Source organism: Paracoccus sp. P2 (assembly GCF_046335115.1).
In the GTDB taxonomy this organism is placed as follows: Bacteria; Pseudomonadota; Alphaproteobacteria; order Rhodobacterales; family Rhodobacteraceae; genus Paracoccus; species Paracoccus pantotrophus.
Genome location: NZ_JBGOSN010000006.1, coordinates 116,587 through 137,461, shown reverse-complemented (window position 1 = coordinate 137,461; position 20,875 = coordinate 116,587). Strand labels below are relative to the sequence as shown.

20 protein-coding genes are annotated in these 20,875 nt (G+C 69.4%); 15 read left to right on the top strand and 5 right to left on the bottom strand.

Annotated elements, in window-relative coordinates; all coding sequences use genetic code 11:
- The first annotated feature begins 29 nt into the window (after positions 1 to 29).
- The 3 genes from ACDP63_RS06335 (at position 30) to ACDP63_RS06325 (ending at position 3,622) form a co-directional block, all read left to right on the top strand.
- Complete coding sequence (locus ACDP63_RS06335; RefSeq protein WP_024843746.1) at positions 30 to 1,424, top strand: short-chain fatty acyl-CoA regulator family protein; 1,395 nt, start codon at positions 30 to 32, stop codon at positions 1,422 to 1,424.
- A 415-nt stretch (positions 1,425 to 1,839) separates the two neighbouring features.
- A complete protein-coding gene (locus ACDP63_RS06330; RefSeq protein WP_024843745.1) occupies positions 1,840 to 3,129 on the top strand; it encodes a M23 family metallopeptidase in 1,290 nt (429 codons plus the stop codon).
- Positions 3,119 to 3,622: a polymer-forming cytoskeletal protein gene (locus ACDP63_RS06325; RefSeq protein WP_024843744.1), complete on the top strand. Its 504-nt coding sequence runs from the start codon at positions 3,119 to 3,121 to the stop codon at positions 3,620 to 3,622. The genes ACDP63_RS06330 and ACDP63_RS06325 overlap by 11 nt, the downstream gene beginning before the upstream one ends.
- A gap of 54 nt (positions 3,623 to 3,676) precedes the next feature.
- Here the strand turns inward: ACDP63_RS06325 and ACDP63_RS06320 are convergent, their stop codons facing one another.
- The 4 genes from ACDP63_RS06320 to ACDP63_RS06305 form a co-directional block, all read right to left on the bottom strand.
- Positions 3,677 to 4,540: a DUF2189 domain-containing protein gene (locus ACDP63_RS06320; RefSeq protein ID WP_081750460.1), complete on the bottom strand. Its 864-nt coding sequence runs from the start codon at positions 4,538 to 4,540 to the stop codon at positions 3,677 to 3,679.
- Positions 4,541 to 4,594: 54 nt separating this feature from the next.
- Positions 4,595 to 5,089, bottom strand: a complete 495-nt coding sequence (gene coaD, locus ACDP63_RS06315) for a pantetheine-phosphate adenylyltransferase (RefSeq protein WP_024843742.1) — start codon at positions 5,087 to 5,089, stop codon at positions 4,595 to 4,597.
- Between the two features lie 106 nt (positions 5,090 to 5,195).
- A complete protein-coding gene (locus ACDP63_RS06310) occupies positions 5,196 to 5,633 on the bottom strand; it encodes a CBS domain-containing protein (protein ID WP_024843741.1) in 438 nt (145 codons plus the stop codon).
- A 107-nt stretch (positions 5,634 to 5,740) separates the two neighbouring features.
- A complete protein-coding gene (locus tag ACDP63_RS06305; RefSeq protein ID WP_024843740.1) occupies positions 5,741 to 6,634 on the bottom strand; it encodes a LysR family transcriptional regulator in 894 nt (297 codons plus the stop codon).
- 109 nt (positions 6,635 to 6,743) lie between these two features.
- Between ACDP63_RS06305 and ACDP63_RS06300 the strand changes: the two genes are divergently transcribed.
- The 5 genes from ACDP63_RS06300 (at position 6,744) to ACDP63_RS06280 (ending at position 11,890) form a co-directional block, all read left to right on the top strand.
- The gene (locus ACDP63_RS06300) at positions 6,744 to 8,243 is read left to right on the top strand and encodes a CoA-acylating methylmalonate-semialdehyde dehydrogenase (protein ID WP_024843739.1); all 1,500 of its coding nucleotides are present in this window, start codon (positions 6,744 to 6,746) and stop codon (positions 8,241 to 8,243) included.
- Positions 8,244 to 8,451: 208 nt separating this feature from the next.
- On the top strand, positions 8,452 to 9,597 hold the full coding sequence (locus ACDP63_RS06295) for an acyl-CoA dehydrogenase family protein (RefSeq protein ID WP_024843738.1): 1,146 nt from the start codon (positions 8,452 to 8,454) through the stop codon (positions 9,595 to 9,597).
- Positions 9,597 to 10,619 (top strand): enoyl-CoA hydratase/isomerase family protein, encoded by a 1,023-nt coding sequence (locus tag ACDP63_RS06290; RefSeq protein ID WP_024843737.1) that lies wholly within the window; start codon positions 9,597 to 9,599, stop codon positions 10,617 to 10,619. The genes ACDP63_RS06295 and ACDP63_RS06290 overlap by 1 nt, the downstream gene beginning before the upstream one ends.
- Positions 10,616 to 11,491, top strand: coding sequence for a 3-hydroxyisobutyrate dehydrogenase (gene mmsB / locus ACDP63_RS06285; protein ID WP_024843736.1), 876 nt, complete (start codon positions 10,616 to 10,618; stop codon positions 11,489 to 11,491). The genes ACDP63_RS06290 and mmsB overlap by 4 nt, the downstream gene beginning before the upstream one ends.
- An 81-nt stretch (positions 11,492 to 11,572) precedes the next feature.
- Positions 11,573 to 11,890: a hypothetical protein gene (locus tag ACDP63_RS06280; RefSeq protein ID WP_024843735.1), complete on the top strand. Its 318-nt coding sequence runs from the start codon at positions 11,573 to 11,575 to the stop codon at positions 11,888 to 11,890.
- Positions 11,891 to 12,109: 219 nt separating this feature from the next.
- On the opposite strand, the gene ACDP63_RS06275 is transcribed toward ACDP63_RS06280, so the two are convergent.
- On the bottom strand, positions 12,110 to 12,556 hold the full coding sequence (locus ACDP63_RS06275; protein ID WP_024843734.1) for a DUF1801 domain-containing protein: 447 nt from the start codon (positions 12,554 to 12,556) through the stop codon (positions 12,110 to 12,112).
- A gap of 398 nt (positions 12,557 to 12,954) precedes the next feature.
- Here ACDP63_RS06275 and ACDP63_RS06270 point away from each other — a divergent pair, with 398 nt between their 5' ends.
- From ACDP63_RS06270 to ilvD, 7 genes are all read left to right on the top strand, one after another.
- Positions 12,955 to 14,151 carry an efflux RND transporter periplasmic adaptor subunit gene (locus tag ACDP63_RS06270; RefSeq protein WP_024843733.1) on the top strand — a complete coding sequence of 399 codons (1,197 nt, stop codon included), beginning with the start codon at positions 12,955 to 12,957 and terminating at the stop codon, positions 14,149 to 14,151.
- A gap of 1 nt (position 14,152) precedes the next feature.
- Positions 14,153 to 16,093 (top strand): MacB family efflux pump subunit, encoded by a 1,941-nt coding sequence (locus ACDP63_RS06265; RefSeq protein ID WP_074990410.1) that lies wholly within the window; start codon positions 14,153 to 14,155, stop codon positions 16,091 to 16,093.
- Between the two features lie 135 nt (positions 16,094 to 16,228).
- Complete coding sequence (locus ACDP63_RS06260; protein ID WP_166435372.1) at positions 16,229 to 16,405, top strand: hypothetical protein; 177 nt, start codon at positions 16,229 to 16,231, stop codon at positions 16,403 to 16,405.
- A 127-nt stretch (positions 16,406 to 16,532) separates the two neighbouring features.
- The gene (locus ACDP63_RS06255; protein WP_024843731.1) at positions 16,533 to 17,165 is read left to right on the top strand and encodes a lysophospholipid acyltransferase family protein; all 633 of its coding nucleotides are present in this window, start codon (positions 16,533 to 16,535) and stop codon (positions 17,163 to 17,165) included.
- 3 nt (positions 17,166 to 17,168) lie between these two features.
- The gene (locus tag ACDP63_RS06250) at positions 17,169 to 18,107 is read left to right on the top strand and encodes a phosphatidate cytidylyltransferase (RefSeq protein ID WP_024843730.1); all 939 of its coding nucleotides are present in this window, start codon (positions 17,169 to 17,171) and stop codon (positions 18,105 to 18,107) included.
- Positions 18,104 to 18,751, top strand: a complete 648-nt coding sequence (locus tag ACDP63_RS06245; protein ID WP_024843729.1) for a CDP-alcohol phosphatidyltransferase family protein — start codon at positions 18,104 to 18,106, stop codon at positions 18,749 to 18,751. Before ACDP63_RS06250 ends, ACDP63_RS06245 begins: the two co-directional genes overlap by 4 nt.
- Before the next feature lie 106 nt (positions 18,752 to 18,857).
- Complete coding sequence (ilvD, locus tag ACDP63_RS06240) at positions 18,858 to 20,696, top strand: dihydroxy-acid dehydratase (RefSeq protein WP_024843728.1); 1,839 nt, start codon at positions 18,858 to 18,860, stop codon at positions 20,694 to 20,696.
- The last annotated feature ends 179 nt before the right edge of the window (positions 20,697 to 20,875 follow it).

The following is a 20,875-nucleotide window of genomic DNA, read 5'->3' as shown; positions in this document are numbered from 1 at the left end:
CGTATGGCTGCTTTGCAAAGAGGACTCGCATGGCCACACAAAAGATCTATGCCGGCGTCGCCCTGCGCGAGACGCGGGCCCGCGCCGGCCTGACCCAGCGCGCCTTTGCCGACCGGCTGGGCGTGTCGCTGCCCTATCTGTCGCAGATGGAGAACAACCACCGCCCGGTCTCGGCCGGGGTGCTGCTGAAGCTGGCCTCCGAGTTCTCGGTGGACCTGGGTGCCATGGCGGTCGGCGATGCCGAGCGCATGGTGATGGACATGGCCGAGGCGCTGGCCGATCCGCTGTTCGACAGCGCGCCGCCCCGCGCCGACCTGCGGCTGGCCGCGACCAATGCGCCGGCTCTGGCGCGCGCCTTCCTGGACCTTTATCGCGCCCATCGCGAGGGGCAGGAACGGCTGGCCGCGCTGGACGAGGCGCTGGGGGCCGGGGCGCAGAACGCCACCCCCTCGCCCTGGGAGGAGGTGCGCGACTTCTTCCACTATTGCGACAACTATATCGACGCGGTGGACCACGCCGCCGAGCATTTCGCCCGCATCCGCCCCGAGTTGCGCCCGCTGGACCGCGCCATCGCCGCCCTGGCCGAGCGCGGCATCGAGGTGGTGATGGCCGAGCTGGGCAGCGGCCCGGTCTATCTGCGCGACGGCAAGCGCATCACCCTGAACGCCGCCGCCGAGCCCGCCACGCAAGCCTTCCAGCTCTTGCACCTGCTGGCACTGGAGACGCGCGGCGACCTCCTGGAGGCGACGCTGGAACTGGCGCGGTTCCGCAGCGCCTCGGCCCGCGACATCGCCCGGCTGGGGCTGGCGAATTACTTCGCCGGCGCGGCGATGATGCCCTATGCCCGCTTCCTGGCCACCGCGCGGGCCGAACGGCACGATCTGGAGCGGCTGGCGCATCTGTTCCACGCCTCGCTGGAGCAGGTGGCGCATCGGCTTTCGACCTTGCAGCGCGGCGGCGACCGCGGCGTGCCGTTCTTTTTCGTCCGCGTCGACCAGGCCGGCACCATCACCAAGCGCCATTCCGCCACGCGCATGCAATTCGCCCGCTTCGGCGGCGCCTGTCCCTTGTGGAACGTGCACCAGGCCTTCGAGACCCCCGGCCGCTTCCTGCGCCAGCTGGCCGAGACCCCGGACGGCAAGCGTTACCTGCTGCTGGCGCGGGACGTGTCCAAGCCCGCCGGCGCCTTCGGCGCGCCGGTGCGCCGCTTTGCCATCGGCCTGGGCTGCGAAATCAGCCATGCCCGCGACGTGGTCTATGCCGACGGGCTGGACATCGGCAATCCGCAGCTGTTCGAGCCGATCGGCGTGTCCTGCCGGATCTGCCCGCGGCCGAACTGCCACCAGCGTTCGGTGCCGCCGGTGGACCGCCATATCCGCATCCCGGCGGATCGCCCCGGCCCGCTGCCCTATGAGATCGCCTGAAACCGCCGCAAGCCGCACGGTTCCGCCGCCCCGGGGGCGAATCCCGCGCGCCATCGCCCGATCTGCCCCTGGGCCGGACCGGCCTGCCTAATTCATGGGCAGAAATCCTGGCCGGCCGCCGCAAGCCCCCGCCGCCACGCGGGATGCGGATCGAACCGACCAGTGCATCAAATTATCTTCAAACTTTCACATATTGATTGGACTGGTTCAGTCTTGCAATCCACGGTTGTATCAAAAGGGGCCTTTCCTCCGGCACAGATCCACCCGCCTGGCGGGGGCGATCGGCATCAATCCGCCCAAGCGGCACATAAACCCTCCGCCCCTGTTGCGCTTTGATCACAGGTCGGATTTATCCGTGCGCAGCCATGACCGCCTTTGCCCGGCAGGTCGGCCGAAACAACATGGACCTGGGACATTGCGGATCACCCACAGCCTGAATTCGGTGCTTGAGCGCTGGCTGCCAGAACAGCGCCTATTCCTGAAGTCGGACAAGACCACCCGCTTTCTGCGGCTGCGTCCGGCCACGCAGCTTCTTGCCCTGGGCGGCCTCGCGCTGGTCTTCGGCTGGACGATCATCGCCAGCTCGATCCTGGTCATCGACGCGATCGGCGCCGGCTCGGTGCGCCAGCAGGCCCGGCTGACGCAAGGCGCGCTGGAAGCGCGGCTGACCGATCTGTCCGCCGAACGCGACCGCCGCGCCGCCGAGGCGGTGGCGGCGCAGAACCGCTTCGCCGTGGCGCTGGACCAGGTCTCGCACATGCAGTCGCTGCTTTTGGAAACCGAGGCGCAGCGCCGCGAGCTGGAAACCGGCCTGGGCGCGGTGCAGGCCGAGCTGCACGGCGCGGTCAAGGCCCGCCAGCAGGCCGAGGCGCTGGCGGCGCCCGAAGGCGCTGCCGGCCCCGCCCGCACCGCCGAATTGCAGGCCGCGCTGGACATCTTGGCGGGCGAGTTGAAACAGGCCGCCGGCCAGCGCATCGAGGCGGTGCAGCAGGCCGAGGACGCCCGCCGCCTGGCCGAGGCCGTCACGCTGGAGCGCGACCAGATCATCGCCCGCAACGACGCCATCCTGTCGCAGCTGGAAGACGCCGTGACCGTCTCGGTCAAGCCGCTGGACGACATGTTCCGCAGCGTCGGCATGAACCCGGACGAGATCCTGCGCACCGTGCGCCGCGGCTATGTCGGCCAGGGCGGCCCGCTGAACCCGGTCGGCTATTCCTCCAGCGGCAATGCCGAGATCAGCCAGGGCGAGGCCAAGGCCAGCGAGATCCTGATCACCCTGGACCAGATGAACAGCTATCGCATCGCGGTCGAGAAGATGCCGCTGGCCATGCCGGTGAAATCGGCCTTCCGCTATACCTCGCCCTTCGGCCGCCGCTGGGGCCGCGCGCATGAGGGCATCGACATGGCCGCCCCGGTCGGCACGCCGATCTATGCCACGGCCGAGGGCACGGTGATCTTCGCCGGCTGGCAACGCGGCTATGGCAACCTGATCAAGATCCGGCACGAGCTGGGCACCGAAACCCGCTATGGCCACCTGTCCAAGATTCGCGTGAAGGTGGGCCAAAAGGTATCGCGCGGCAGCCAGATCGGTGATATGGGCAATACCGGCAGATCGACCGGCCCGCATCTTCACTATGAAGTCCGCGTGAACGGCCGTGCCGTGAATCCCATGAGCTTCATCAAGGCAGCCCAAAATGTTTTCTAAGACCCGTGTTACCGAACCCGGCCCCCGCACCCAGCCGACCCCCGAGCCCGAATCGGCGCGCAGCCTTGACACGAGTTACGACCTTCCGCCGGCCGCGGCCCCGCGGGCACGCACCGCGCCTTCGGTGCTGTCCCCCGACCTGACCGTCACCGGCAATATCCGGACCGAGGGCGACATCCAGGTCGAGGGCACGATCGAGGGCGACATCCGCGCCCACCAGCTGATCGTCGGCGAAAGCGCCACCATCCGCGGCGAGATCGTCGCCGAGGAAGTGGTGGTGAACGGCCGCATCGTCGGCCGCCTGCGCGGCCTCAAGGTCCGCCTGACCGCCACCGCGCGGGTCGAGGGCGACATCATCCACAAGACCATCGCCATCGAATCCGGCGCCCATTTCGAAGGCTCGGTCCAGCGCCAGGAAGACCCGCTGGCCAATGGCGTGACCCCGAAACTGGCGCCGCCGCCGGCCCGCGCGGCCAATGACGACGCCGAGTGATCCTGGGGATCCCGGCGTCACCGCGATGATCGGCGGCCCTCGGGCCGCCGTTTTTCATGGTTCGGGCTCGGGGTCCGGCATCAGCAACCGATACATGTGCCAGCTGGCATGGCCCAGCACCGGCAGGGCGACGAACAGCCCCAGAAACAGCGGCACGATGCCCAGAAACAGCAGCGCGGCGATGACCACGGCCCAGGACAGCATCACCGGCAGGTTCGCCCCCACCGCCTGGAAGCTGGCGATGATGGCCGAGATCAGGTCCACCTCGCGGTCCAGGATCAGCGGCAGCCCGACCACGGTGATCGAGAACAGCACCGCGGCAAAGCCCGCCCCGATCGCCGTGCCCGCCGCCAGCATGACCAGCCCGCGGCCCTGCAGCAGCACCTCGGGCGAGGAGGTGATGTTGGTCAGCGCCGAGACGCCCATGAACAGCGCGAAGGTGGTATGGGCGACAAAGACCCAGAACATGAACATCAGCAGGATGACCATGGCCATGGACGGCACCTGCCGGTCCTTTTGCGCGATGACCACGGCCAGCACCTCGCGCCAGATCAGCGGCCGGTCCGATTCGATGCGCCGGCTGACCTCGTAAAGCCCGACGGCGGCGAAGGGCGCGATCAGCGGAAAGCCGACGATAAAGGGCATCAGCCACCATTCCTGCCCTGCCGCGGTGGCGACCGCGGTCAGCACCAGCCCGCCCGCGACATAGAAGGCCGCGAACAGCAGGCCGAATGCGGGCGCGCGGCGGAAATCCCGCCAGCCCGCCGCCAGCGCCGCCGGAATGGCCTCCAGCCCGATCACCGCCGGCAGCGGGATCTCGTCCGGGCCCGGATCGGGCAAGGGGTCGGGCAGCGGCTGCCGCTCGGGCTCGGGGATGGGACTGGGAATGGGCTTGGGGTCCGAATCGGTAAATACCATCTGCTCCTCCGTCAATGCGACGAAGGTTAGCAGGCCCGCGGCAAAGAAAAAGCCTTAGCGCGCGAAGCGCGCCATCAGCGCCTCGCGGACGGTGGGCGAGACGAATTTCGACACGTCCCCGCCCAGCCGCGCGATCTCCTTGACCAGTTTCGAGGCGATGGCCTGGCGCCGGGCATCGGCCATCAGGAAGACCGTCTCGATGCTGTCGTCCATGGCCCGGTTCATGCCGACCATCTGGAACTCGTATTCGAAATCGGCCACCGCCCGCAGGCCGCGCACGATCACCGTGGCGCCGACATCGCGGGCGCAGTCGATCAGCAGGTTCTCGAACGGATGGACCACGATCTCGCCGCCGCGCCTGGCGACGATGCGGTCGCATTCCTCGCGCACCATGGCGACGCGATCCTCCAGCGCGAAAAGCGGACTCTTGTCGCGGTTGATGGCAACGCCGATCACCAGCCGGTCCACCAGTTCCAGCGCACGCTGGATGATGTCCTGGTGGCCCAGGGTGATGGGATCGAAGGTGCCTGGGTAAAGCCCGATGCGCATGGGTTGCCGTCTCCTCGCCGAATGCCGGCAGTCAAACAGGGTTTCGCCAAGGAATGCAAGACCATGCGCCCGGCCCGCCTTGCGCGCGGCGGGCGGGCGGGCCGGGTCAGTTGCCCATGATCATCCCGGTCAGCGCCTCTTTTTCCGCCGCCAGTTCCTTGAGCCGGGCCGAGACCGCGTCGCCGATCGAGACGATGCCGACCATCTCGCCCTGCTCGTTCACCACCGGCAGGTGGCGGAAGCGGCCCTGGGTCATGCGGTCCAGGATCACCAGCGCATCCTCGCCGGTGGTGCAGGTCGCCAGCTTGCGGGTCATCAGCTCGGTGATCGGCTGCTCCAGGATCGCGGCCCCCCGCTTGCCCAGTTCGCGCACCACGTCGCGCTCGGACAGGATGCCCAGCGGGATCTTGCCATCCTCGGACACCACGATCGCACCGATGCGCTTTTCCGAAAGCAGCCTGGTGGCCTCGGCCACGCTGGTTTCCGGGGCGACGGTGAAAATCTCGCCGCTGGCCTTCATCGACAGGATCTGATTGACGAGCATCGCTGTTCCTCCTCAGGGTTGGCGCAAGCAGGGCTGGCGCAAGCGTCCTGGCGCCCAGCGTCACCTCAACCTCGGCTTGCGTCAAGCCCGATGTTGCAGTGCAGCGATCAAGGTATGACCAGCGCCTGCAGCCGCGCCACCTCGGCCCGGATGCCCTGCGCCAGCGCATCCGCCAGCCGGTTCATCCGCTGCGAGCGGCGGTCGTCGGCATGCCGGATCAGCCAGAAGCTGCGCGTCAGCGAAACCTGGTCGGTCAGCACCCGCTGCACGCCGGGGCAGAAGGGAATCGCGAAGTCATGCACGATGCCCAGCCCCGCGCCCACCCGGATGGCCTGCATCTGCACCGAGACCGAGTTCGAGGTCAGCGCCGCCCATTCCGCCCCCGTCTCGGTCAGGTAGTCCAGCTCGCGGTCGAAGATCATGTCGGCGATATAGCCGATCATGCGATGGCCGCGCAGATCCTCGCGCGAGCGGATCGGCGGATGGGCGCGCAGATAGTCCTCATGCGCCGCCAGATGCAGCTGGTAGTCGGTCAGCCGCTGCACCACCAGCCGCCCGGCCTGCGGCTGCGAGACGGCGATGGCCATGTCCGCCTCGCGCTTGGACAGGTTGAAGACCCGCGGCAGGGCGACGATCTGGATCTCCAGCCGCGGATGCGCCTCGGACAGGCGCGCGCAGACCTGCGGCAGCAGGTAGTTGGCGCAACCGTCCGGCGCGCCGATGCGCAGCTGCCCGGTCAGGTCGCCGGGGCCGCTCAGCGCCTCTTCGGCGCCGCTCAGCGCCGCCTCGACCGCCTCGGCATGGGGCAAGAGCCGCTCGCCCTCGGGCGCCAGGCCATAGCCCTGCGGCGTCTTGACGAAAAGCTTGGCGCCCAGCGCGCCTTCCAGCCGCGCCACCCGCCGGCCCACGGTCGAGGCGTCGATGCCCAGCCGACGCCCCGCCCCCGACAGGCTGTCGGCCCGCGCCACGGCCAGGAAGATGCGCAGGTCGTCCCAGTCCATGCCCGCCACCTTTGCAGAAATGCAAAACCCTTTTGCCAGACTTCCTCTTTTTCCGGCAATGCTGCAAGTCTATGATCCCTCCGAAACCTGAACCCCTCGGGAGGCACCCATGGAAGAACTGAGCCACTGGATCGACGGCAAAGAGGTCAAGGGCACCTCGGGCCGCTTCAGCGATGTCTACAATCCCGCGACCGGCGAGGTGATCGCCCGCCTGCCGCTGGCCACCCCGGCCGAGCTGGACGCCGCCGTGCGCAGCGCCGAGAAGGCGCAGGTCGCCTGGGCCGCCACCAACCCGCAGCGCCGCGCGCGGGTGATGATGAAATTCGGCCAGCTGATCCAGGACAACATGGACGCGCTGGCCGAGCTGGTCTCGCGCGAACACGGCAAGACCCTGCCCGACGCCCGCGGCGACGTGCAGCGCGGCCTTGAGGTGATCGAGGTCTGCATGGGCGCGCCGGCGCTGCTCAAGGGCGAATATACCGACAATGCCGGCCCCGGCATCGACCTTTATTCCATGCGCCAGCCGCTGGGCGTGGTGGCGGGCATCACCCCCTTCAACTTCCCGGCGATGATCCCGCTGTGGAAGATGGGCCCGGCGCTGTCGGCCGGCAACGCGATGATCCTCAAGCCCTCCGAGCGCGTGCCCTCGACCTCGCTGATGCTGGCCAAGCTCGCGCAAGAGGCCGGGCTGCCCGACGGCGTGCTGCAGGTCGTCAACGGCGACAAGGAGATCGTGGACGCGATCCTCGACCATCCGACCGTGCAGGCGGTGGGCTTCGTCGGCTCGACCCCGATCGCGCAATATATCTATGGCCGCGCGGCGGCGAACGGCAAGCGCGCGCAATGCTTCGGCGGCGCCAAGAACCACATGCTGATCATGCCCGATGCCGACCTGGACAAGGCGGCGGACGCGCTGGTCGGCGCCGGCTTCGGCGCGGCGGGCGAACGCTGCATGGCGATCTCGGTCGCGGTGCCGGTGGGCGACAAGACCGCCGACGCGCTGATCGAGCGGCTGATCCCCAAGATCGAGAAGCTGAAGGTCGGCCCCTATACCGCCGGCGCGGACGTGGATTTCGGCCCGGTCATCACCAAGGCCGCGCAGGAGCGCATCGGCCGGCTGATCGATTCCGGCGTGGAACAGGGCGCCAAGCTGGTGGTGGACGGCCGCGGGCTGAAGATCCAGGGCTACGAGAACGGCTTTTTCTGCGGGCCCTCGCTCTTCGACAACGTGACCCGCGACATGGAGATCTACAAGGAAGAGATCTTCGGCCCGGTGCTCTCGACCGTGCGGGCGCAGAGCTACGAGGATGCGCTGAACCTGGTCATGGACAACGACTATGGCAACGGCACGGCGATCTATACCGCCGACGGCGACACGGCGCGCGACTTCGCCAGCCGGGTGAACGTGGGCATGGTCGGCATCAACTTCCCGATCCCGGTGCCGCTGAGCTATTACACCTTCGGCGGCTGGAAGAAGTCGGCCTTCGGCGACCTGAACCAGTATGGCCCGGACGCCTTCCGCTTCTACACCAAGACCAAGACCGTCACCGCGCGCTGGTTCTCGGGCATCAAGGACGGCGTGGCGCTGAACTTCAAGGCCATGGACTGATTGAACGGGCGGGCGGGGGCTCTGCCCCCGCGTGCCCTGCACCCCTCGACGGGGTGCCGGGCACGCTCCCCCGGGATATTTGGACAAGAAAGAAGCCGGGGCGCGGTTGCCGCCCCCGCCGTTTCGCGCAAACCTGCAAAACTGGCGCAACATTTCCCGGCCATGACCGGACAAGACACATCAACACGAAAGACATGAGGGGGAGAGCATGGATTTCGCGCTGAGCGAAGAGCAGCAGGCGATATTCGATCTGGCCCGGGATTTCGGGACGGCGGAGATCGCGCCCCATGCCCGCGCCTGGGAAGAGGCGGGCACCATCCCGCGCGCGCTGTGGCGCAAGGCCGCCGAACTGGGTTTCGGCGGCGTCTATGTCGGCGAGGATCACGGCGGCACCGGGCTTTCGCGGCTGGACGCCACGCTGGTCTTCGAGGCGCTGGCCATGGCCTGCCCCTCGGTCGGCTCGTTCCTGTCGATCCACAACATGTGCGGCGGCATGATCGACAAGTTCGGCACCGACGCGAACAAGGCGCGCTGGCTGCCTGGCCTGTGCAGCATGGAAAAGGTGTTCTCCTATTGCCTGACCGAGCCGGGCTCGGGCTCGGACGCCGCGGCGCTGCGCACCCGGGCCGAGCGGGTACCGGGCGGCTGGAAGCTGAACGGCACCAAGGCCTTCATCTCGGGCGGCAGCTATTCGGATTGCTACCTGGTCATGGTCCGCACCGGCCAGGACGGGCCGCGCGGCATCTCGACCATGGTGGTCGAGGCCGGCACCCCGGGCCTGAGCTTCGGCGCGCTGGAACACAAGATGGGCTGGAAGGCGCAGCCGACCGCGCAGGTGCAGTTCGACGATTGCGTGATCCCCGAGGAGAACCTGATCGGCGAGGAAGGCCGCGGCTTTGCCTATGCCATGGCCGGCCTGGACGGCGGGCGGCTGAACATCTCGGCCGGGGCGCTTGGCGGTGCGCAGGCGGCGCTGGACGCGACCCTGCGCTACATGGGCGAGCGGCGCGCCTTCGGCCAGACGCTCGACCAGTTCCAGGCGCTGCAGTTCCGGCTGGCCGAGATGGAGACGGCGCTGCAATCGGCGCGCATCTTCCTGCGCCAGGCGGCCTGGAAGCTGGACCGGGGCGCGCGGGACGCCACCAAGTTCTGCGCCATGGCCAAGCTGCATGTCACCGACCGCGCCTTCGAGGTCGCCAATCAATGCCTGCAATTGCATGGCGGCTACGGCTATCTGGCCGATTACGGGATCGAGAAGCTCGTGCGCGACCTGCGCGTGCACCAGATCCTGGAAGGCACCAATGAAATCATGCGGCTGATCATCGGCCGCGCCCTGCTGGCGGAGCGTGACTGATGGCCGAGATGCCCGAATCCGACATGATCATCCGCAAGGACCGCCGCGCCGGCCGGCTGACCTTCAACCGCCCGCAGGCGCTGAACGCGCTGAGCCACGAGATGGCGCTGGCCATCGACGCCGCCTTGCGCGAATGGCAGGACGATCCCGAGGTGGCGCTGGTCGTCATCGACGCCGAGGGCGAGCGCGCCTTTTGCTCGGGCGGCGACATCGCGGCGGTCTATCGCGCCGGGCTTGCGGGCGACCACCGGGTCGGGCGCGAGTTCTTCCGCGACGAATACCGCATGAACGCCCGGATCAAGGACTATCCCAAGCCCATCGTCGCCTTCATGCAGGGTTTCGTCATGGGCGGCGGCGTCGGCGTCGGCGGCCATGCCAGCCACCGCATCGTCGGCGACACCACCCAGATCGCCATGCCCGAGACCGGCATCGGCCTGATCCCCGACGTGGGCGGCAGCTGGCTTCTGGGCCACGCACCGGGCCGCTGCGGCGAATATCTGGGCCTGACCGGGGCGCGCATCGGCGCCGGCGACGCGATCTTCACCGGCTTCGCCGACAGCTACATCCCCGAGGCGGAATGGCCGGCGCTGATCGACCGGCTGGCCGAGACCGGCGACGTGGCCGCAATCACGCCCCGCCCCCGCCCCGCGGCGCCGCTGGAGGGCCGCGACCTTTCCGCCTTCGGCGGTCCGAGCGTGGCCGAGATCGTCGCCGCGCTGGAAGCGGCCGGCGACGAGGCGGCGTTGAAGCCCTTGCGCCGCAACTCGCCCCTGTCGATGGCGGCGACGCTGGCGCTGGTGCGCGCCGCGCGCGGCGATGCCCGCCTGCGCGACAGCCTGGCGCGCGAGCTGCGCTTCACCGCCCGCGCCACGGCCGAAAGCGATTTCCTGGAAGGCGTGCGGGCGCAGATCATCGACAAGGACCGCAACCCGCAATGGTCGGCCGATGCCAGCCCGGCGCATGTCGAGGCGATGCTGGCACCGCTGGGCGAGGACGAAATCGAATGGGAGGACCGGACATGAAGATCGGATTCATCGGCTTGGGCAATATGGGCGGCCCGATGGCGGCCAATCTGGCCAAGGCAGGGCACGCGGTCGCGGGCTTCGACCTGGCCGCGCCGATGCCCGAGGGCGTCGCCAAGGCCGCCAGCGCCGCCGAGGCGGCGCAGGGCGCCGATGTCGTCATCACCATGCTGCCGAACGGCGCCATCCTGCGCGCGGTCGCGGATGAGGTCGTCCCGGCCATGACCGCGGGCGCGGTGTTCTGCGACTGCTCGACGGTGGACGTGGAAAGCGCCCGCGCGGTCTCGGCGCAGGCGCAGGCGGCGGGGCTGGGCGCGCTGGACGCGCCGGTTTCGGGCGGGGTCGGCGGCGCGACCGCCGGCACGCTGACCTTCATGGTCGGCGGCGCGGCCGAGGCTTTCGACAAGGTGAAGCCGCTTTTCGACGTCATGGGCCAGAAGGCGGTGCATTGCGGCGCGGCGGGCGCCGGCCAGGCGGCCAAGATCTGCAACAACATGATCCTGGGCGTGACCATGATCGCCACCTGCGAGGCCTTTGCGCTGGCCGACAAGCTGGGGCTGGACCGGCAGAAGATGTTCGACGTGGTCTCGACCTCCTCGGGCTACAGCTGGACGATGAACGCCTATTGCCCGGCGCCGGGCGTGGGGCCGCAATCGCCCGCCGACAACGGCTACAAGCCGGGCTTCGCCGCCGAGCTGATGCTGAAAGACCTGCGGCTGAGCCAGCAGGCCGCCGAGGCCGCGGATGCCGACACGCCGATGGGCGAGCTGGCCGCCGCGCTCTATGCCCGCTTCGTCGAGGACGAGGACGGCAAGGGCCGCGATTTCTCGGCCATGCTGCCCAGATTCGAGGCCCGGCACCGGCACGGCTGATTTTCTCGCATTCGTGAGGGAGCCGATCGGCGGGTTGCGGCGTTTGGCCTTTGACAAGGATTATCGTGCCAGGCTGAAGCCATGTTCCGCAATCGCCAGAGCCTGATTCTCGCCGTCGGCCTGTTCGGCATCCTTGCGCCCGCGACGCTGGCGCAAGGGGTGGGCCAGGCGGCCGAGGCAACCGCCCCGGCCGCCGCCGGACAACCCGCCATGCTGCGGGTGGGGGACCGGCTGGACAGCGCGCGCCTGCATCCGGTGACGCGCCCCGGCCTTTACGGCATGAGCGAGGCACCGTCGGGCAGCCGCTACGGCATCGTGGACGGCAAGCTGATCCGCTATGACCCGGAAAACGCCCAGGTGCTGTCGATCATCCGGCAGGTGGACCGCATCATGGATTGACCGCGGGCGCCGCGGCGAAAGGGCGGCGCCATGACCGCGTCTCCCGCCCGCTTGCGGGAACGGGAACGGGAACGGGAACGGGCCGCAACCCCCCCCCCGCTAGGCGCCGGCAAGGGCTTTCCCGCCACGCCCGCGGGCAGGGCGACCCCCGAATGCGCCTTTGAACTTCGCGCCGTGTTTTCTCCTCGCGCCCGCGGCCCGGCGGGGCGGCCCTGCCCGTCACATCTTCTCGCCGGGCAGCCGGCTGGCCTGCGCGACCCAATCGGCGAATTGCGCCTCGTCGAACTCGCCCTCGCGGATGTCGAGATAGCGCACCTGCGGGTGCTTGGACCTGCCCGGCGGCGGCGGCTCCAGCGCCGTGCCGCGAAAGAACGTCACCTTCACGTATTTCGTGAAGCAGTGAAAGCTCAGGAACCAGCAATCATCCGCCAGCCCGTAGAAGGGCGAGTTCCATTTGACCGCCTTGCGCACGCCGGGCACGACGCGCGCGATGATGTCGTCCATCCGCCGCCCGAGGTCGCTTTTCCATTCCGGCATGGCGGCGATATAGGCCTGGACCGGGGCGTCGCCATAGCCCTTGGCGATCTGGGGATTGCCGCCCGACAACAGCACGGAGCCGCCCTGCCCCCTGGGTTTCTCGGCGCTCGGGGTCTTTTTGCTGGTCATGTTCGCCTCCGCTCTCGGATGACCGGCCGGACGGCACCCTGTTGCGGCGGCCGCCCGTGTCGGCGGGCCGGGCGCGCTTCGGCCGATGCCGGCCCAGCGTCGCAGCAAACCGGCCGCGGGGAAAGCCCCTGGTGGCGCGATCACAAGCGCGGCAACCCCCCGGCCGGCACCATGCGGCACCAGCCGGGCCGCCGGCATGCCTCCCCATTGAAATGCCAAGCAATTTCCGTGCGCGCCGGGTATGATCGGCGGCATTTACAAGCCGGCCGGGATGGCAAAACCATGGTCGCGTCGCGGCGGGAACCACGCTAAAAGCGTCGCGAAACGGGGGCCGAGCCGCACCCGCCTGATACCTTGTCGCCCGGCCGGACCCGGCCGAATGTTACGGAGTGCCCCCGATGCGCAAGCCCGTTGCCCTTGTCCTGATCGCCGCGGCGCTGGTCGCCCTGCTGGCCGGTCTGGGCGGCCTGGGCGAGGGCAAATCCGCCGCGCCCGCCTATGTGAGCGCCGCAGTCACCCGCAGCGACATCGAGGTCACGGTGCTGGCCGAGGGGCGGGTCAAACCCTCGAACCTGGTGGCGGTGGGCGCCCAGGTCTCGGGGCGGATCACCGAACTGGCGGTGCGGCTGGGCCAGCGGGTGGAACAGGGCGACCTGATCGCCCAGATCGACTCGGTCCAGCAGGCCAACGAATTGCGCACGGCCGAGGCCGCGCTGGCCAATCTGCGCGCGCAGATGGCCGAGCGCCAGGCCGTGCTGGCTCTGGCCGAAAAGACGCTGGAGCGGGCCGAGAACCTGATCCGCTCGAACGCCGCCGCGCGCAGCACCATGGACAGCGCCCGGCAGGACGTCGAGATCGCCCGCGCCCAGATCGCCGCGCTGGAGGCGCAGATCGCCCAGGCCGAGGTCGCCATCGAGATCGCCCGGACCGACCTCGACTATACCCGCGTCACCGCGCCCAGCGCCGGCACGGTGCTGGCCATCGTCAGCCAGGCCGGGCAGACCGTGAACGCGGTGCAATCCTCGCCCACCATCGTCGTGCTGGGCCAGCTCGACCGCATGGAGATCCATGCCGAGATCTCCGAGGCCGATATCGGCAAGGTCCGGCCCGGCCAGCAGGTGCGCTTCACCCTGCTCGACGACAGCGGCCGCAGCTACCGGGGCGTGCTGGATTCCATCGCCCCCGCGCCGCAAAGCATCGTCAACGACAGCGCCATCCAGGGCGGCAGCACCGCCGACAGCAGCAGCGGCGCCATCTATTACACCGGCATCATCCCGGTCGAGAACCCGGACGGCCAGCTGCGCAGCTACATGACCGCCCAGGTCAGCATCGTGCTGGGCGCGGCGCAGGACGTGCTGACCATCCCGTCCAGCGCGCTCGGCCGGCGCAACCCGGACGGCAGCCACCAGGTGCGCGTGCTGGGCGGCGCCGGCATCGAGACCCGCGACGTGATGGTCGGGCTGAACGACAAGGTGCTGGCCGAGGTGGTCTCGGGCCTCAAGGAAGGCGAGCGCGTGGTGACCGGCGAACAGGCCGGCGCCCCGGCCTCGGCCCCGCGCGGCAGCCGGCGCATGATGAGCCCGCTGGGTGGCTGAGATGCAGGCCCCGCTGATCCGGCTGCGCGGCATCAGCCGCGAATACCCCTCGGGCGAGGGGGTGCTGCGCGTGCTCAAGGACATCGACCTCGACATCGCGCAGGGCGAATATGTCGCGGTCATGGGCGCCTCGGGCTCGGGGAAATCGACGCTGATGAACATCCTGGGCTGCCTCGACCGGCCGACATCCGGCAGCTACCTGCTGGACGGGCGCGAGGTGGCGCAGCGCGAGCCGGGCGAGCTGGCGGCGCTCAGGCGCGAAACCTTCGGCTTCATCTTCCAGCGCTATCACCTGCTGGCCGAGATGACGGCGCTGGGAAATGTCGAGGTGCCGGCGATCTATCGCGGCCTGCCCGCCGAGGCGCGCCGCGCCCGCGCCCGCGCGCTTCTGGACCGGCTGGGGCTGGGCGACCGGCTGGGCCACCGGCCGGGCCAGCTTTCGGGCGGCCAGCAGCAGCGCGTCTCGATCGCCCGCGCGCTGGTCAACGACGCCCGCGTGATCCTGGCCGACGAGCCGACCGGCGCGCTCGACAGCCGCAGCGGCGACGAGGTGCTGGCCATCCTGGAACGGCTGAACGCCGAGGGCCGCACCGTGGTCATCGTCACCCACGACCCCAAGGTCGCCGCCCGCGCCCGCCGCGTGGTCGAGATCGCCGACGGCCGCATCATCGCCGACCGCCGCAGCGACGCGCCCGCCGATGCGGCGGCTTTGGCCGCGCCCGAACAGCCCCGCGCCGCCGCCCCGGTGCTGGGCCGGCTGGCCGAGGCGCTGCGCATGGCGGTGCTGGCCATGCGCGCCCACAAGCTGCGCAGTTTCCTGACCATGCTGGGCATCATCATCGGCATCGCCTCGGTGGTCTCGGTGGTGGCCTTGGGCGAGGGCTCGCGCCAGCGCGTGCTGCAAAACATCGCCGGGCTGGGCACGAATACGCTGCAGATCTATCCCGGCCGGGATTTCGGCGACATGCGCTCGGGGCGGGTGACGACGCTGGTCACGGCCGATGGCGCGGCGCTGGCGCGCCAGCCCTATGTCGCCTCGGTCAGCCCGACGGTCGGCAGTTCGCAGACCCTGCGCCACGGCGCGACCGAGGCCGGCGCCCAGATCAGCGGCGTGGGCGAGCAATATTTCGACGTGGCCGGCATCACCCTGACCCAGGGCCGCAGCTTCGACGCGGCCGATGTGGCGGCGATGAGCCAGAATGTCGTCATCGACGAGAATACCCGAACGAGCCTGTTCGGCGAGGGCCCGGCGCTGGGTCAGGTCTTCATGGCCGGCAAGGTGCCCCTGCGGGTGATCGGCGTGGCCGAGGCGCAGAACCGCGGCCCCGGCGGCTCGACCAGCCTGACCGTCTATGCCCCCTATACCACGGTGCAGGCGCGCTACCTGGGCTCGACCAGCGTCAGCGGGTTGACCCTGCGGGTGGCCGACGAGGTGGACATGGCGCTGGCCGAGCAGATGGTCACCGACATGCTGACCCAGCGCCACGGCAGCAAGGATTTCTTCATCGTCAACAACGACCAGATCCGCCAGACCATCACCTCGACCACCCAGACCCTGACGCTGCTGATCGCGGCCATCGCGGTGATCTCGCTGCTGGTGGGCGGCATCGGGGTGATGAACATCATGCTGGTTTCCGTCACCGAGCGCATCGGCGAGATCGGGCTGCGCATGGCGGTGGGCGCCCGGCGCGGCGACATCCGCGCGCAATTCCTGATCGAGGCGGTGCTGGTCTGCGTCATCGGCGGCGCGGCGGGCATCCTGGCCGCGCTCGGCTTCGGCCTGGCCTTCGAGCGGCTGAGCAGCAATTTCACCCTGGTCTATTCGCCGCTCTCCATGGTCGCCGCGCTGGCCAGCGCCTGCGGCATCGGCCTGATCTTCGGCTACCTGCCCGCCGTCAACGCCGCCAAGCTCGACCCCGTCGCCGCCCTCGCCAAGGGCTGAAATCCGGCCTTGCGGACGGGTGCGACGACTGTTGCCCCCGGCCCACAGTCGCGGCACCTGTCCGAAAGGCGATCTTTCCAGACTCGGCCCCAGCGCCCAAACTGCTGGTATGGAAGGAGGAAAGGAACAGGGGCAATGAAAGGCACAGTCACCCTTACCGGGCGCAAGGGGGCGCTCGTCTCCGGCGAATACGAGGTCACGGGCGACACCATCCGGGTGTCCTATGCCGGCCACGAGCGCTGCGTGCGGCTCGACGGCGGCTCGGTGGACCACCTGGCGCAATCGCTCTTGCGCGATCTCTGGCTGGAATGACGCGTCCCGCCCGGCGGCGGCAACGGCGGCACGCCGGCACCCGAGGAAAAATGCGCATGCCGCGCCCTTCCGTCCGGCTGCGGTTTCGTGTCAGAACCTGCAAGGACAGGCTGAGCGAAGGCATCCGATGACGGCGACGATTCCGGCAAGACTGACCCGCGCGGGACTGGTTGCGACGGCGCGCATCCTCATCAGCCTGCGCGCCATCGACCTGCCGCCGCCGGGCGGCGCGCCGCGCATCCTGGTCGCGAACCATGTCAGCCATGCCGATTTCGTCGCGCTCTGGTCGGCGCTGCCCAAGCCGCACCGGCTGCGCACCCGCCCGGTCGCCGGCGCCGATTACTGGGAACGCTCGGCCATCCGCCGCTGGATCGCCCATCAGGTGTTCCGCGCCGTGCTGATCGACCGCGACCCGGCCAGCCGCCGCGCCGATCCCGTCGAGACCGTGGCCCAGGTGCTGCGCGGCGGCGAGGACGTGATCTTCTTTCCCGAGGGCACGCGCAACCTGACCGACGCCCGGCTCCTGCCGCTGAAATCCGGCATCTACCACCTGGCCCGCGCCGTCCCCGAGGCCGAGATCGTGCCGGCCTGGATCCTGAACCTCGACCGCATCCTGCCCAAGGGCGCCTTCCTGCCGGTGCCGCTGAACTGCGCCGTCCGCTTCGGTGCCCCGATGCGGGTCGAGACCGGCGAGAGCCGCGAGGATTTCCTGCAACGCCTCGCCGCCGCGATGCTGGCGCTCTCCGAACCGAAGGCATAGGCTATGGACCGCTTCTACTCTCCCTCGGCCTTCGTGTTCTACGGGCTCTTCGCCTTCCTGGTCCTGGCCTCGCTGGTCGCGCGCTGGCTGATCCGCTCGGGGCGGGTCGGCGGCCCCACGGCACAGAACCTCGCCGACCGCATCCGCGCCTGGTGGGTAATGATCGGCGTGCTGGCGCTGATCTTCACCCTGGGCGCCGGGGCGATCACGCTGTTCTTCGCGCTGTGTTCCATGGCGGCGCTGCGCGAGTTTGCCACCATCACCCATACGCGGCGCGACGACCATGACGGGCTGGCCATCGCCTTCTACCTGATCCTGCCGCTGCAATACCTGCTGGTCTATTTCGAGGTGCCGGTCTTTGCCGCGCTGCTGATCCCGGTCTACAGCTTCCTGCTCTTGCCGGTCGTGACCGTGTTCAAGGGCGAGGTGCAGGGCTTCCTGACCCGGGTGTCGGAAACGCAATGGGGGCTGATGGTCTGCGTCTATTGCGTCTCGCATATCCCGGCGATCCTGACGCTGGACATTCCCGACTATCGCTACAGCGCCTTCACGCTGGTCGCCTGGCTGATCCTGGTGGTACAGGCCTCGGACGTGCTGCAATATGTCTGGGGCAAGAGCATCGGCCGCCACCTGCTGGCGCCGCGCGTCTCGCCCTCCAAGACGGTCGAGGGGCTGGCCGGCGGCATGCTCAGCGCCACGGCGCTGGGAATGGCGCTGACGCCGATCACCCCGTTCCTGTGGTGGGAGGCGGGGCTGATCGCCCTGACCGTCACCGGCTTCGGCACGCTCGGCGGGCTCATCATGTCGGCGATCAAGCGCGACCGCGGCGTCAAGGACTGGGGCACGCTGGTCCAGGGCCATGGCGGCATCCTGGACCGGCTGGACAGCCTGGTCTTCTCGGCGCCGGTCTTCCTGCATATCCTGGCATGGGGGTGGATGTGACCGAGGATTTCAGCCGGCGCCCGATCGCCAGCCGCAACACGAAATGGGCGGCCCATGTGACCCGGCGCCTTGTCGCGCGCGGGATCGCGCCGAACCGCATCTCGGCCGGATCGGTCGTGGCCGCCGCGCTTTCGGGCGGGGCCCTGGCGCTGTCCGCGCAGACCGGCCCGCTCTGGGCCTCGGGGGGGCTGCTCGTCCTCGGCGCGCTGTTCTGCCAGTTGCGGCTGCTCTGCAACCTGTTCGACGGGCTGGTCGCGGTCGAGGGCGGCATGGGCAGCCCCGACGGCGCCTTCTGGAACGAGGTGCCGGACCGGCTCTCGGACCTGATGATCCTTGCCGGCTTCGGCCTGGCGGCGGGCTGGCCGGCGCTGGGGCTGCTGGCCGGGGCGCTGGCGATCCTGACCGCATACCTGCGCGAATTTGGCCGCGCCTCGGGGCTCGGCTCGGATTTCTCGGGACCGGGGGCCAAGGCGCACCGCATGGCCGCCGTGACGCTGGGCGCGCTGGCGCAGGCCGGCGCCTGGATCGCCGGCGCGGGCTGGCCGGTGCTGGCCTGGACGCTGTGGCTGGTGCTGGCGCTGACGGCGGCGACGATCATCCGCCGCAGCCGGCGCATCCTGCGCGGGCTGGCCGGCGGGGCGTGAAATCGGGGGTAGTCGCCGCCGTCCAGCGTGATAAGGGATAACCTCGCCAATTCCTTCGTGATACTGGCCGCTCAGCACGGACAATCAGACGACAGAGAACCCAGCCATGCCCGCATATCGTTCCCGCACCACCACCCACGGCCGCAACATGGCGGGGGCCCGCGGCCTCTGGCGTGCGACCGGGGTGAAGAACAGCGATTTCGGCAAGCCGATCATCGCCATCGTGAACAGCTTCACCCAGTTCGTGCCGGGCCATGTGCATCTGAAGGATCTGGGCCAGATGGTCGCCCGCGAGGTCGAGGCGGCCGGCGGCATCGCCAAGGAATTCAACACCATCGCGGTCGATGACGGCATCGCCATGGGCCATGACGGGATGCTGTATTCCCTGCCCTCGCGCGAATTGATTGCCGACTCGGTCGAATACATGGTCAACGCGCATTGCGCCGACGCCATGGTCTGCATCTCGAACTGCGACAAGATCACGCCGGGCATGCTGATGGCGGCGATGCGGCTGAACATCCCGGCGATCTTCGTCTCGGGCGGGCCGATGGAGGCGGGCAAGGTCACGCTGGGCGACGGGCGCAAGGTCTCGCTGGACCTGGTGGACGCCATGGTCGCGGCCGCCGACGACAAGGTCTCGGACGCCGACCTTGCCGCCATCGAGGAGGCCGCCTGCCCGACCTGCGGCTCCTGCTCGGGCATGTTCACCGCCAATTCCATGAACTGCCTGTCCGAAGCCCTTGGCCTGTCGCTGCCCGGCAACGGCTCGACGCTCGCCACCCATGCCCTGCGCAAGACCCTGTTCCTGGAAGCCGGCCGCCGCATCGTCGAGGTGACGCGCCGCCATTACGAACAGGACGACGCAAGCGTCCTGCCGCGCGCCATCGCCAGCAAGGCGGCGTTCCGGAACGCCATGTCGCTCGACATCGCCATGGGCGGCTCGACCAATACCGTGCTGCACCTCCTGGCCATCGCGCAGGAGGGCGGGGTGGATTTCACCATGGACGACATCGACGCGCTGTCGCGCCGGGTGCCCTGCCTCTGCAAGGTCGCGCCGAACACCGCCAATGTCCATATGGAGGACGTGCATCGCGCCGGCGGCATCATGGCGATCCTTGGGGAACTGGACCGCGCCGGGCTGATCGACCGCGATTGCCCGACCGTGCATGCCCCCACCATCGGCGCCGCCATCGACCAATGGGACATCGCCCGCAGCAACGATCCGCAGGCGCGCGAGCTGTTCCTGGCCGCGCCGGGCGGCGTGCCGACGCAGGTCGCCTTCAGCCAGGCGACGCTCTGGCCCGACCTGGACCTCGACCGCGAAAAGGGCGTGATCCGCTCGGCCAAGGCGCCGTTCTCCAAGGATGGCGGGCTGGCCGTGCTCAAGGGCAATATCGCGCCGGACGGCTGCATCGTGAAGACCGCCGGCGTGGACGAATCGATCCTGGTGTTTTCCGGCAAGGCCAAGGTCTATGAAAGCCAGGACGCCGCCGTCTCGGGCATCCTGACCGGCAAGGTCGAGGCCGGCGACGTGGTGGTCATCCGCTACGAAGGCCCCAAGGGCGGGCCGGGCATGCAGGAGATGCTGTATCCGACCAGCTACCTGAAATCGAAGGGGCTGGGCAAGGCCTGCGCGCTGATCACCGACGGGCGCTTCTCGGGCGGCACCTCGGGCCTTTCCATCGGCCATGTCAGCCCCGAGGCGGCGGCCGGCGGCACCATCGGCCTGGTGCGCGACGGCGACCTGATCGAGATCGACATCCCCAACCGCTCGATCCGCCTGGCGGTGCCCGAGGACGAGCTGGCCGCGCGCCGCGCCGAACAGGACGCCAAGGGCTGGAAGCCCGCGCAGCCGCGCCAGCGCCAGGTCTCGGCCGCGCTCAGGGTCTATGCGCAATTCGCCGCCTCGGCCGACAAGGGCGCGGTGCGCATCCTGCCGGAATAACGGCCCCCTTNGACGCCAAGGGCTGGAAGCCCGCGCAGCCGCGCCAGCGCCAGGTCTCGGCCGCGCTCAGGGTCTATGCGCAATTCGCCGCCTCGGCCGACAAGGGCGCGGTGCGCATCCTGCCGGAATAACGGCCCCCTTTCGCCCCTTTCGCGCGCGGCGCCGGCCCGGCCGGCCCG

What these genes read in the sequence shown, in the direction of transcription:
- ACDP63_RS06335 (WP_024843746.1), top strand. Translation starts at nt 30, where the DNA reads ATGGCCACACAAAAGATCTATGCCGGCGTCGCCCTGCGCGAGACGCGG.
- ACDP63_RS06325 (WP_024843744.1), top strand. Translation starts at nt 3,119, where the DNA reads ATGTTTTCTAAGACCCGTGTTACCGAACCCGGCCCCCGCACCCAGCCG.
- ACDP63_RS06320 (WP_081750460.1), bottom strand. Translation starts at nt 4,540, where the DNA reads ATGGTATTTACCGATTCGGACCCCAAGCCCATTCCCAGTCCCATCCCC.
- coaD (WP_024843742.1), bottom strand. Translation starts at nt 5,089, where the DNA reads ATGCGCATCGGGCTTTACCCAGGCACCTTCGATCCCATCACCCTGGGC.
- ACDP63_RS06310 (WP_024843741.1), bottom strand. Translation starts at nt 5,633, where the DNA reads ATGCTCGTCAATCAGATCCTGTCGATGAAGGCCAGCGGCGAGATTTTC.
- ACDP63_RS06305 (WP_024843740.1), bottom strand. Translation starts at nt 6,634, where the DNA reads ATGGACTGGGACGACCTGCGCATCTTCCTGGCCGTGGCGCGGGCCGAC.
- ACDP63_RS06300 (WP_024843739.1), top strand. Translation starts at nt 6,744, where the DNA reads ATGGAAGAACTGAGCCACTGGATCGACGGCAAAGAGGTCAAGGGCACC.
- ACDP63_RS06295 (WP_024843738.1), top strand. Translation starts at nt 8,452, where the DNA reads ATGGATTTCGCGCTGAGCGAAGAGCAGCAGGCGATATTCGATCTGGCC.
- ACDP63_RS06290 (WP_024843737.1), top strand. Translation starts at nt 9,597, where the DNA reads ATGGCCGAGATGCCCGAATCCGACATGATCATCCGCAAGGACCGCCGC.
- mmsB (WP_024843736.1), top strand. Translation starts at nt 10,616, where the DNA reads ATGAAGATCGGATTCATCGGCTTGGGCAATATGGGCGGCCCGATGGCG.
- ACDP63_RS06280 (WP_024843735.1), top strand. Translation starts at nt 11,573, where the DNA reads ATGTTCCGCAATCGCCAGAGCCTGATTCTCGCCGTCGGCCTGTTCGGC.
- ACDP63_RS06275 (WP_024843734.1), bottom strand. Translation starts at nt 12,556, where the DNA reads ATGACCAGCAAAAAGACCCCGAGCGCCGAGAAACCCAGGGGGCAGGGC.
- ACDP63_RS06270 (WP_024843733.1), top strand. Translation starts at nt 12,955, where the DNA reads ATGCGCAAGCCCGTTGCCCTTGTCCTGATCGCCGCGGCGCTGGTCGCC.
- ACDP63_RS06265 (WP_074990410.1), top strand. Translation starts at nt 14,153, where the DNA reads ATGCAGGCCCCGCTGATCCGGCTGCGCGGCATCAGCCGCGAATACCCC.
- ACDP63_RS06260 (WP_166435372.1), top strand. Translation starts at nt 16,229, where the DNA reads ATGAAAGGCACAGTCACCCTTACCGGGCGCAAGGGGGCGCTCGTCTCC.
- ACDP63_RS06255 (WP_024843731.1), top strand. Translation starts at nt 16,533, where the DNA reads ATGACGGCGACGATTCCGGCAAGACTGACCCGCGCGGGACTGGTTGCG.
- ACDP63_RS06250 (WP_024843730.1), top strand. Translation starts at nt 17,169, where the DNA reads ATGGACCGCTTCTACTCTCCCTCGGCCTTCGTGTTCTACGGGCTCTTC.
- ilvD (WP_024843728.1), top strand. Translation starts at nt 18,858, where the DNA reads ATGCCCGCATATCGTTCCCGCACCACCACCCACGGCCGCAACATGGCG.